The sequence below is a fragment of the Streptomyces pseudogriseolus genome (assembly GCA_002154585.1).
GTDB classification, from domain to species: domain Bacteria; phylum Actinomycetota; class Actinomycetes; order Streptomycetales; family Streptomycetaceae; genus Streptomyces; species Streptomyces pseudogriseolus.
This window is the reverse complement of the sequence record MUNG01000439.1, coordinates 1-11,380: the sequence shown is the minus strand read 5'-3', so window position 1 is coordinate 11,380 and position 11,380 is coordinate 1. Positions and strand designations below refer to the sequence as shown.

10 protein-coding genes are annotated in these 11,380 nt (G+C 73.0%); 7 read left to right on the top strand and 3 right to left on the bottom strand.

From position 1 onward, the window contains the following. The 4 genes from CCN29_RS30360 to CCN29_RS30345 form a co-directional block, all read left to right on the top strand. On the top strand, positions 1-812 hold an 812-nt coding region (locus tag CCN29_RS30360), incomplete at its 5' end, for an NADH-ubiquinone oxidoreductase-F iron-sulfur binding region domain-containing protein (RefSeq protein WP_442538570.1). Beyond that, positions 809-1,669 carry a 2Fe-2S iron-sulfur cluster-binding protein gene (locus tag CCN29_RS30355; protein WP_086685731.1) on the top strand — a complete coding sequence of 287 codons (861 nt, stop codon included), beginning with the start codon at positions 809-811 and terminating at the stop codon, positions 1,667-1,669. The genes CCN29_RS30360 and CCN29_RS30355, both read left to right, overlap by 4 nt. Before the next feature lie 17 nt (positions 1,670-1,686). Further along, on the top strand, positions 1,687-2,535 hold the full coding sequence (gene fdhD, locus CCN29_RS30350) for a formate dehydrogenase accessory sulfurtransferase FdhD (protein ID WP_031061700.1): 849 nt from the start codon (positions 1,687-1,689) through the stop codon (positions 2,533-2,535). Positions 2,536-2,749: 214 nt separating this feature from the next. Beyond that, positions 2,750-4,309, top strand: coding sequence for an alpha/beta hydrolase (locus CCN29_RS30345; RefSeq protein ID WP_086685729.1), 1,560 nt, complete (start codon positions 2,750-2,752; stop codon positions 4,307-4,309). Between the two features lie 19 nt (positions 4,310-4,328). On the opposite strand, the gene CCN29_RS30340 is transcribed toward CCN29_RS30345, so the two are convergent. Further along, on the bottom strand, positions 4,329-5,369 hold the full coding sequence (locus tag CCN29_RS30340; RefSeq protein ID WP_086685727.1) for a bile acid:sodium symporter family protein: 1,041 nt from the start codon (positions 5,367-5,369) through the stop codon (positions 4,329-4,331). Positions 5,370-5,547: 178 nt separating this feature from the next. Here CCN29_RS30340 and CCN29_RS30335 point away from each other — a divergent pair, with 178 nt between their 5' ends. From CCN29_RS30335 to CCN29_RS30325, 3 genes are all read left to right on the top strand, one after another. After that, entirely contained in the window at positions 5,548-6,420 is an 873-nt protein-coding gene (locus CCN29_RS30335; protein ID WP_031061696.1) for a LysR family transcriptional regulator, read from the top strand. Positions 6,421-6,749: 329 nt separating this feature from the next. Continuing rightward, positions 6,750-8,576, top strand: coding sequence for an AMP-dependent synthetase/ligase (locus tag CCN29_RS30330; RefSeq protein WP_031061693.1), 1,827 nt, complete (start codon positions 6,750-6,752; stop codon positions 8,574-8,576). Positions 8,577-8,710: 134 nt separating this feature from the next. Continuing rightward, a complete protein-coding gene (locus CCN29_RS30325) occupies positions 8,711-9,502 on the top strand; it encodes an aldo/keto reductase (protein WP_051791891.1) in 792 nt (263 codons plus the stop codon). A gap of 66 nt (positions 9,503-9,568) precedes the next feature. Here the strand turns inward: CCN29_RS30325 and CCN29_RS30320 are convergent, their stop codons facing one another. Together CCN29_RS30320 and CCN29_RS30315 are read right to left on the bottom strand one after the other, a co-directional pair. Continuing rightward, entirely contained in the window at positions 9,569-10,273 is a 705-nt protein-coding gene (locus CCN29_RS30320) for an SDR family oxidoreductase (RefSeq protein ID WP_086685726.1), read from the bottom strand. Between the two features lie 69 nt (positions 10,274-10,342). Next, on the bottom strand, positions 10,343-11,284 hold the full coding sequence (locus CCN29_RS30315; protein WP_086685724.1) for a class I SAM-dependent methyltransferase: 942 nt from the start codon (positions 11,282-11,284) through the stop codon (positions 10,343-10,345). Positions 11,285-11,380 lie beyond the last annotated feature (96 nt).

Genomic DNA, 11,380 nt, shown 5'->3' with positions numbered 1-11,380 from the left:
CCGCAGATGTAGGCGCCCGCGGACTGCTCGGCGACGACATCCTCGGCCAGGGCTTCTCCTTCGACATCGAGATCCGGCGCGGCGCGGGCGCCTACATCTGCGGCGAGGAGACGGCGCTCTTCAACTCCATCGAGGGCTACCGCGGCGAGCCCCGCTCCAAGCCGCCGTTCCCGGTGGAGAAGGGCCTGTTCGGCAAGCCGACGGTCGCGAACAACGTGGAGACGCTGGTCAACGTGCTGCCGGTGCTCACCCTGGGCGCGCAGGCGTACGCGGCGATCGGCACGCGGCAGTCCACCGGCCCGAAACTGTTCTGCGTCTCGGGCAGCGTGGACCGCCCCGGCGTGTACGAGCTGCCGTTCGGCGCCACGCTCGGCGAGCTGCTGGAGCTGGCCGGCGTGCGCCGCAACCTCAGGGCGGTGCTGCTCGGCGGGGCGGCCGGCGGCTTCGTCCGGCCCGACGAGCTGGACCTCCCGCTCACCTTCGAGGGCACCCGCGCGGCCGGCACCACCCTCGGCTCGGGTGTCGTCATGGCCTTCGACGACACCGTCCCGCTGCCCCGCCTGCTGCTGCGCATCGCCGAGTTCTTCCGCGACGAGTCCTGCGGGCAGTGCGTGCCGTGCCGGGTCGGCACCGTGCGGCAGGAGGAGGCGCTGCACCGGATCGCGAAGCGCACCGGCGCGGACGCCGCCGCCGACATCACCCTGCTGCGCGAGGTGGGGCGGGCGATGCGGGACGCCTCGATCTGCGGTCTGGGCCAGACCGCGTGGAACGCCGTGGAATCCGCCATCGACCGTCTGGGGGCGTACGAATGACCGTGACACCGCTGGGGATCCCCCGCCGTCTGCTGGAGTTCACCCTCGACGGGGAGCCGGTGCGGGCGCCCGAGGGGTCGACGATCCTGGACGCCTGCCGGGCGGCGGGCAAGGACATCCCGACCCTCTGCGAGGGCGACACGCTCACGCCGAAGAACGCCTGCCGGGTCTGCGTGGTCGAGCTGGAGGGCGCGCGCACCCTGGTCCCGGCCTGCTCGCGCAAGGCGGAGGCGGGCATGGAGGTGCGCACCGGCACCGAGCGGGCCCGGCACAGCCGCAAGGTCGTCCTGGAACTGCTCGCCTCCTCGGTCGACCTGTCGACGACGCCCCGGGTCGCCGAGTGGCTCAAGGAGTACGAGGCGAAGCCGGACCGCTTCGGCCCGGACGCGGCCCGGCTGAACGAGGAGCCCCGCGTCGACAACGACCTCTACGTGCGCGACTACGGCAAATGCATCCTCTGCTACAAGTGCGTGGACGCCTGCGGCGACCAGTGGCAGAACACCTTCGCGATCTCCGTCGCCGGGCGCGGCTTCGACGCCCGTATCGCCGTGGAGCACGACGCGCCGCTGACCGACTCGGCGTGCGTGTACTGCGGCAACTGCGTGGAGGTGTGCCCGACGGGAGCCTTGTCGTTCAAGTCGGAGTTCGACATGCGTGCGGCGGGTACGTGGGACGAGTCGCGGCAGACGCGCACGACGACCGTGTGCGCCTACTGCGGCGTGGGCTGCAACCTGACGCTCCATGTGCAGGACAATGAGATCGTGAAGGTCACGTCGCCGCACGACAACCCGGTGACCCACGGCAACCTGTGCATCAAGGGCCGGTTCGGCTACCAGCACGTGCAGAGCCGGGACTGAACGGAACGGACAGGGACATGGGACGAGTCACGGAACGACGCAAGGTGATCCGCATCCGGGACGGGGCGGTCTCCACCCGCCCGGACACGCTCGTCGCCGAGGAACCCCTGGAGATCCGGCTCAACGGCAAACCCCTGGCGATCACCATGCGCACCCCGGGCGACGACTTCGCGCTGGCGGCCGGCTTCCTGGTCAGCGAGGGCGTGCTGGCCGAGGCCTCGGACCTGCGCAACATCGTGTACTGCGCCGGGGCGACGGCCGACGGGTCGAACACGTACAACGTGGTGGACGTCACGACCGCCCCCGGGGTGACCGTCCCCGACATCACGCTGGAGCGGAACGTCTACACCACCTCGTCCTGCGGGCTGTGCGGCAAGGCCAGCCTGGACGCGGTGCGCACCACGACCCGTCATCCGATCGCCGACACCCCGCCGCTGCGGGTGACGCCGGAGCTGCTGGCCGGGCTGCCGGACCGGCTGCGGGCGGCCCAGCGGGTCTTCGACCGCACCGGCGGACTGCACGCGGCGGCCCTGTTCGACGAGCACGGCGAACTCCTCGACGTGCGGGAGGACGTGGGCCGGCACAACGCGGTCGACAAGCTGGTCGGCCGCGCCCTGCAGAACGGGCGCCTGCCGCTGTCGCGCACGGTCCTCATGGTGTCCGGGCGGGCCTCGTTCGAGCTGGCGCAGAAGGCGGTCATGGCCGGCATCCCGGTGCTGGCGGCGGTCTCGGCCCCGTCCTCGCTGGCCGTGGACCTGGCGGCGGAGACCGGCATGACCCTGGTGGGCTTCCTGCGGGGCAGTTCCATGAACGTGTACGCGGGTGAGGAGCGGATCGCCCTGCGGGCCGCGGCCGTCCGGGCCTGACCGCACCCCCTCGCTGCACGGCGGCGGGGCTCCGGCGGCGGGGAGCGCCCCCTGCGCCGCGGGGCCCCGCCTCGGTTCGTACGGGCCTGTCCGCCCGGTCCCGTCGGCTTCCGTCGGCTTCCGTCGCCGCGATGTCGGAGCGATCCCGTAGGTTCGGACCTGTGGGAGTGGGGCGGCGCGCCGGAGCGGTGCCGCCGGGGGCAGGGGGTCACGGATGCGTACGGGGTGGGAGACGGCGGGACGGGGGAGACGGGCCGCCGCGGCTCTGCTCGCCGTCGTGGTCGCGTTCACGGCGGCCGGGGTGTCCCGGTGCGACGCGGGCGGCGCGTCGTCCCCGGCGCCGCGCGCGCAGGAGCGCGGGGCGACGAACCCGCCGGCGGGGGTGCCGTCGGTGTTCACGGGTCAGCGGCTCGACTGGGCGGTGTGCCCGGCGCCGTCCGGGGCGCAGGGCGACGGCGAGGCGCCGGGCGAGGACTACGAGTGCGCCACGATGAAGGCGCCCCTCGACTACGCGCGGCCCGGCGGCGGCACGATCGACGTGGCGCTGATCCGGAAGCGGGCCACCGGGCCCGAGGAGGGGCGGATCGGTTCGCTCCTGCTGAACTTCGGCGGTCCTGGCGTGTCCGGGGTGGTGACGCTCCCCGCCGTGGCGGGCGACTACGCCGTCCTGGGCGAGGCCTACGACCTGGTGAGCTTCGACCCGCGGGGCGTCGGCGGCACGGCCCCCGTGCTGTGCGGGCAGGACACCTACGAGGGGGCGTCGGCCTGCGGCGGGCGCTCCGGCCGGCTGCTGCCGTACGTCGGCACCTCGTACACCGCGCGCGACATGGAGCTGATGCGCTTCCTGCTCGGCGACGAGCGGCTGCACTACTTCGGCGTCTCCTACGGCACCCGGCTGGGCGGCGTGTACGCGCACCTGTTCCCGCGGAACGTGGGCCGCATGGTGCTCGAGGCCCCGGTGGACCCGGTGCTGGACGGCTTCCGATCCGAGATCGCCGGGGCGCGGGCCGTGCAGCGCGCCTTCGACCGTTTCGCACGCCACTGCGCGAAGACCCACGACGACTGCCCCACCGGCAGCGGCCCCGAGCAGGCGCGGCAGCGCGTCACCGCGCTCCTCGACCGGCTGAAGGAGAAACCGGCGCCCGCCGGGGGCGGCGAGGACCTCGACGACAGCCTGGCCGCCCACGGGATCGCCAATCACCTGGACCGGGGCCGGGACGGCTGGGAGCCGCTGGTGAAGGCGCTGCGCGAGGTGATGGAGCGGGGCAGGGGCGACGCGCTGCTGGCGGAGGCGTACGACCACGCCCCGGACAGCCGGGCCCGCCGCACCGGCGCCCGCGCGGGCGTCACGGACGACAACGGCACCTCCGCGCTCGTCGCCATCAGCTGCGCCGACTCCGATCTGCGCCCGAGCTTCGAGGAGTACGACGTCATGGAGCGGGAGGTCGCCGCGGCCTCCCCCGTCTTCGGCGAGACCTGGGCCAATGCCCTCTACCTCTGCTACGACTGGCCGTTCGACGGCGAGAGCGCCGCCGCCGACGTCCGCGCGGCGGGCGCTCCCCCGGTGCTGGTCGTCGCCAACACCGGCGACCCGACGACGCCGTACGAGGGCGCCCGGCGGATGGCGGCCGAACTGGGCGAGGGGGTCGGGGTGCTGCTGACGGTGCGGGACGAGGGCCACGGGTCCTTCCCGCACAACCGCTGCGGGGCGCGGGCCGTCCACCTGTATCTCCTGCACGGCACGACACCGGAGGCCGGCGCGGTCTGCCCGTGACGCCGTGACGCCGGTCCGATCAGCCGGGGCGCGTCCCCGTGCCGACCTCGGTGCGGGACGGTGCGGCCCGGTCGTCCGGGGCGGCCTCGGGGAGCGGGTCCCTGGAGCGGCGCTTGGCGATGACCGCGCACACCATGAGCTGCATCTGGTGGAACAGCATCAGCGGCAGCACGGCCAGCGAGGCGTGCGCCCCGAACAGCACGCTCGCCATGGGCAGTCCGGCGGCCAGCGACTTCTTCGACCCGGCGAACTGGATGGCGATCCGGTCCTCCCGGCCGAAGCCGAGGCCCTTGGCGCCGTACCAGGTGAGCGCCAGCATCACGGCGAGCAGCACGGCCTCGACGACGAGCAGTCCCCCGAGCCGGGCGGGGCTCACCTGGTGCCAGACGCCCTGCACCATGCCCTCGCTGAAGGCGGTGTAGACGACGAGCAGGATGGAGCCGCGGTCCACCAGACCCAGCACCTTTCGGTGGCGGGCGACGAAGCCGCCGGTCCAGCGGCGGGTGACCTGCCCGGCGAGGAACGGAACCAGCAGCTGGAGCACGATCTTCACCAGCGAGTCGCCGGAGAAGCCGCCCGTGCCGCCGCCGAGCAGCGCCGCCGCGAGCAGCGGGGTGACGACGATGCCGGCCAGCGAGGAGAACGAGCCGGCGCAGATCGCGGCGGGCACGTTGCCGCGGGCGATCGAGGTGAACGCGATCGACGACTGGATGGTGGAGGGGACCAGGGTGCAGAACAGCAGCCCCTGGTACAGCGGGTCGGTGAGGAACACCGGGACGAGTCCGCCGGCGGCCAGGCCCAGCACCGGGAATACGACGAAGGTGCAGACGAGGACGGTGACGTGGAGCCGCCAGTGCTTGAGGCCGTCCAGCGCCTCACGGGTGGACAGCCGGGCGCCGTAGAGGAAGAACAGGAACGCGATCGCGGCGGTGGAGGCGCCGGACGCGACGTCCGCGCCGGCGCCGCGGGCGGGCAGCAGCGCGGCCAGACCGACCGTGGCGAGCAGGAGCGTGATGTACGGGTCGATCGGCAGCCGGCGCGGCCAGTGCGGGCGTTTCACGGTGCTCCACGTGCTCGGTTCGGTGTGCTCGGCGGTGCGGTTTCCTGGTGCGGGTGCCCCGGGTCACCAGGGACAAGGCGTCCCCGCTCCATCCTGCTCCTCGTCTCCGTGATCGGGAATCCCGTACACCGCTCTCACCGTGATCGCGTTCCGTGATGACCGGGGTAGGCTCCCCGGCATGTACGAGCCGGGTCATCTGCGGACCTTCCTGTCCGTGGCGCAGACGCTGAGCTTCACGCAGGCGGCACGGCGGCTGGGGCTGCGCCAGTCGACGGTGAGCCAGCACGTGCGGCGGCTGGAGGAGGCCACCGGGCGGCAGCTGTTCACGCGCGACACCCACTCCGTGGAGCTGACCGAGGACGGCGAGGCGATGCTCGGCTTCGCACGCCGCATCCTGGACGTGCACGAGCAGGCGGCGCAGTTCTTCACCGGCACCCGGCTGCGCGGGCGGCTGCGGTTCGGGGCGTCCGAGGACTTCGTGCTGACGCGGCTGCCGGAGATCCTGGAGCGGTTCCGGCACGAGCACCCGGAGGTCGACCTGGAGCTGACGGTCGAGCTGTCGGGCACCCTGCACGAGCAGCTCGCCGCGGGCCGGCTGGACCTGGTGCTGGCCAAGCGGCGGCCCGAGGACCCCGGGGGCGAGCTGGTCTGGCGCGACGAGCTGGCGTGGATCGGCGCGCCGGGTCTGCGGCTCGACCCGCACCGCCCGGTGCCGCTGATCGTGTACCCGCCGCCGGGCATCACCCGCGCCCTCGCGCTGCGGGCGCTGGAGCGGGAGGGCCGCCCGTGGCGCGTCGCGTGCACCAGCGGCAGCCTCAACGGCCTGCTCGCGGCGGCCCGCGCCGGGCTCGGCGTGATGGTGCACGCGCGGGGGCTGATCCCGCCGGGGCTGGTGCGGATGCCGGAGCAGGCCGGGCTGCCGGAGCCGGGCTCGGTGGACTTCGTGGTGGTGCACGGCCGGCGCCGCCCCTCGGCGCGGGGCGCGGCGGACGCGCTCGCGGCGGCGATCCTGGCGGGCGGCGACCGGCTGCACCGCGGCGGACCGGGGTGACGGCCGGGCGGGCTGACGGTGGGCGAGGGTGACGGTCCGGGCCGCGCGTGCGCTGAGCTGGGTGAGGGCCGTCGCGCCGCCCATGGGCCGGTCATGGGGACGTACAGATTCCGTGGAGATTACGGCACCGAAACTTACTCGACCGTCAGGAATGTGCCCGGACCTTCCCCACTTGCGTGGGTTCCTCCTTCACCGCACGGCGGTGCCGCGCCCTTTTCGCACCGTTCGACCCCCTCCCGTCCCCGGGCCCCGTGGGGTAGCTTTCACCGCGCTGTGCGGGACGAGGGTGTTGCCGCACCGGTCCGAGCGCCAGGAAGCGGGGAGCGGGATTGCGCGAGTTCACCAACCCTCCGTTGTCGCAGGCGCCCGCGGTGGGCGGCCTGGCCGACGTGGTGTTCGAGTACGCCGAGGAGGATCCGCTGCGCGTGGCGCTCGGCCGCAAGGACGACGACGGCCAGTGGCGCGACGTGACCAGCGCCGAGTTCCGCGACGAGGTGCTCGCCCTGGCGAAGGGCCTGCTGGCGAGCGGGATCCGGTTCGGCGACCGGGTCGCGATCATGTCCCGCACCCGCTACGAGTGGACCCTGTTCGACTTCGCGCTGTGGTCGGTCGGCGCGCAGGTCGTCCCCGTCTATCCGACGTCGTCGGCCGAGCAGTGCTCGTGGATGCTGCACGACGCGGAGGTGACGGCGGCGATCGTGGAGCACGAGGACCACGCGATGACCATCGCCACGGTCATCGACCGGCTGCCGCGGATGCGCCGGCTGTGGCAGCTCGACGCGGGCGCGGTGCAGGAGCTGTACGACGCGGGCGCGCACCTCGAGGACGACGTGGTGCACCGGCACCGCCGCGCGGTCACCCCCGAGTCGGTGGCGACGATCATCTACACCTCGGGCACCACCGGCCGCCCCAAGGGCTGCGTCCTCTCCCACGGCAACTTCATGTGGGAGGCGGACACCGTCATCGAGCGCTGGGAGCCGGTGTTCCACTCCAAGCGGGGCGACGAGGCGTCGACGCTGCTGTTCCTGCCGCTGGCGCACGTCTTCGGGCGGATGGTGGAGGTCGCGGCGATCCGCGGCAAGGTGAAGTTCGGCCACCAGCCGCAGCTCAACGCCGCCGCGCTGATGCCCGACCTGGCCGCGTTCCGGCCGACGTTCATCCTGGCCGTGCCGTACATCTTCGAGAAGGTGTTCAACGCGGCGCGGCGCAAGGCCGAGCGGGAGGGGCGCGCGGGGCCGTTCGAGAAGGCGGTCGACGTGGCCGTGCGGTACGCCGACGCGATCGAGGCGAAGGCCTGGGGCACGGGGCCCGGCCCGTCGGCGTCGCTGCGGATGCAGCACCAGCTGTTCGAGAAGCTCGTGTACGCCAAGATCCGTACCGCGATGGGCGGCCGGATCCGGCACGCCATGTCGGGCGGTTCGGCGATGGACCGGCGGCTCGGCCTGTTCTTCGCGGGCGCCGGCGTGCACATCTTCGAGGGGTACGGGCTGACGGAGTCGACCGCGGCGGCCACCGCCAACCCGCCCGAGCGCACCCGCTACGGCACGGTCGGGCAGACGATCCCCGGGGTGAGCGTGCACATCGCGGACGACGGCGAGATCTGGCTGCACGGCGAGAACGTCTTCCAGGGCTATCTCAACAACCCGAAGGCCACCGACGAAACGCTGCACGACGGCTGGCTGGCCACCGGCGACCTGGGCTCCCTGGACGAGGACGGCTATCTCACCATCACCGGGCGGAAGAAGGAGATCCTGGTGACGTCCGGCGGCAAGAGCGTCTCGCCGGGCGTGCTGGAGGAGCGGGTCCGCGACCATCCGCTGGTCAACCAGTGCATCGTGGTCGGCAACGACCGGCCGTACGTGGCGGCGCTGGTCACCCTCGACCAGGAGGCGGTCGAGCACTGGCTGGCGATGCGCGGGAAGCCGCGGCTCTCCCCGGCCGAACTGGTGCGCGACGCGGATCTGGAGACGGAGGTGCGGCGCGCGGTGGTCGCGGCCAACACCCTGGTCTCGCAGGCCGAGTCGATCCGCACCTTCCGCATCCTGGCGCAGCCGTTCACCGAGGAGCACGGGCTGCTCACCCCGTCGCTGAAGCTGAAGCGCAAGGCCATCGAGAAGGCGTACACGCAAGAGGTGGAGGCGCTGTACCGGGCGTGAATTGCGCGGTCAGGAATGCGGCGCGGGCCGTGATCGTCGACGATGGGGGTAACACTGGTAGTACCTGACCACAACCTAAGGATCAAGAGCTCGTGAGCAAGGTCCCCCCGATCACCCTGAACAACGGCGTCGAGATGCCCCAGCTCGGGTTCGGCGTCTGGCAGGTACCGGACGCGGAGGCCGAGACGGCCGTGGCGGCGGCGCTGGAGGCCGGCTACCGCAGCATCGACACGGCGGCGATCTACGGCAACGAGGAGGGCACCGGCAAGGCCATCGCGCGGTCGGACGTCCCCCGTGAGGACATCTTCGTCACCACCAAAGTGTGGAACAGCGACCACGGGTACGACGCCACCCTGAAGGCCTTCGACGCGTCGCTGGCCAAGCTCGGGCTCGACTACGTCGACCTGTACCTCATCCACTGGCCGACCCCGGCCCGCGACCGGTACGTCGACACGTACAAGGCGTTCGAGAAGCTGCTGTCGGACGGGCGGGCGCGCGCGATCGGCGTGTCCAACTTCCTGCCGGAGCACCTGGAGCGGCTGATCGGGGAGACGTCGGTCGTCCCGGCGGTCAACCAGATCGAGCTGCACCCGCACCTCCAGCAGGCCGCCGCACGGGAGTACCACGCGGAGCAGGGCATCGCCACCGAGGCCTACTCCCCGCTCGGGTCCGGCAAGGGCATCCTGGAGATCCCCGCGATCGTGGCCATCGCGCAGAAGCACGGCCGCACCCCGGCCCAGGTGGTGCTGCGCTGGCACCTCCAGCTGGGCAACGTCGTCATCCCCAAGTCGGTGACGCCGTCCCGCATCGAGGAGAACATCGACGTGTTCGGATTCACCCTGGACGCCGAGGACCTGGCGGCGATCAGCGCGCTGAACGAGGACCGGCGGCTGGGTTCGCACCCGGCGGAGTTCAACATGGCCTGACGGCGCACACGCCGGTGGCCGGCCCCCGTGGTGACGGGTGGCCGGCCACCGGCGTTTGTGAGCACGTCAGTTGGGCTGCCCCAGCGGCCGGACGACCACGGTGTTGACGTCCACCCCTTCCGGCTGGCCGAGCGCCCACACCACCGACCCGGCGATCTGGTCGGCGGTGAGCAGCTGCCCCGGAGGCAGTCCGTCCCCGCCGTCCCAGAACGGGGTCTCCACCCGCCCCGGCGCGATCAGCGTCACCCCGACGCCCCACTCGGTGACCTGCCGCCGGGTGTTCTCGGCGAGCCCGGTCACCGCGTACTTGGTGGCCCCGTACAGATTGCCGGGCGTGGGCACGAACCCGGCGACGCTGCCCACCAGCACGATCCGCCCGCGGGTCCGCCTCAGCGCGTCGACGGAGGCCCGGATCAGCAGGGCGGGTCCGAGGACGTTGGTCAGCACCATGTCGGTCCACCCGGCGGGGTCGCCGTCGGCGACGGAGTCGTGCGTGGCGAACCCGGCGTTGGCGACGACGGCGTCCAGCCGCCCGAACCGCGCGAGCACGGCGTCCACCGCGGCGCTCACCTCGCCGTACACGGCCGCGTCGCCGGGGATCGTCAACAGGCTTTCCGGCTCGCCGAGTTCCTTGGCGAAGGCGTGCAGCCGCTCCTCCCGCCGCCCGGTGACGGCGACCGCCTCCCCCGCCTCCAGCAGCCGGCGCGCCACGGCGGCGCCGATGCCGGTCCCCCCTCCGGTGATGAGCGTGACCCGCGTGTCGTCGGTCATGGGAACTCCCCCTCGGTCTTGTCGCGTACCGGGGAGTCCATCACTTGGAGCGCTCTTCAGGTCAAGCCCTCACACCGGGCGTACGCCCGAATGGACCGTGTGGGCCGCCAGGACGAAGACGTCGGGGCGGTGGTGGACGCTCTCCGGGGCGCCGGGGTCGACGAGACGGTCGAGGGTGGCGCGGTCGTCGGGGTCCAGGTACGCGCCGAGCATGTCGCGGGTGCGGGTGAGGGACTCGGCGACGTAGGCACGGGCGCGGTCCGGGACCGGGGACGGCAGGTCGAGGAGGAAGGTGCGCGAGCGGGTGTGGTGCAGGCCGGCCGCGGTGAGCAGGGCGGGCCAGTTCTCCGCCTGGGCCACCGAGCCGGGCAGCTCCTCGCGCATGCGGGCGAACCGGTCCTCTTCCACGGCGTCGATGCGGGCCTGGAGGCCGGGGCGGCCGAAGCCGATGTCGCGGGGCAGGAAGCGGGCGGGCAGTCCGCCCTCCATCACGGCCAGCGTGCCTCCGGGCGCGAGCCGCTCGACGCAGGCGGCGAGGGCCGCGCCCTGGTCGCCGAGGTGGTGGATGCTGCGGCTGGCCCACAGCAGGTCGGCCGGGTAGTCCAGCTCGGCCAGCACGCCGGGCAGGTCGCCGGTCAGGGTGTCGAAGCGGTCGGCGGCGCCGAGGCGGGCGGCGCGGGCGCGGGCCCGCTCCAGCAGCGCTTCGGAGCCGTCGACGGCCACGATCCGGGCGCCCGGGAAGGTCTCCGCGAACAGCCCGGAGATCACGCCGGGTCCGCTGCCGGCGTCCACGATCAGCCCCGGTTCGGTGACCTCCTTCGCCAGCCAGGCGAGGGCATGCTCGTACAGCGGGGTGAACAGTTCCGCCTGCGCCTCCAGCAGCGGCGCCATCTCGGCCCAGTCGATCTGCTCGTGGTCGTGCCCGTGTCCAGGTCCGTGCCCGCCGTCGCCGTGTCCCTCGTGCCCCTGCCCGTGTCCGTCGTGCCCGGGTGCGTGGTGGTGGTGCGCCATGGTGGTCAGCCTCTCCGCTCGGATGCGGTCAGCGTGCGACGGCGCACCGGGAAGGGGCAAACGGTGTTGCCGCTCCAGCAAAACCTCGGGGCGGAC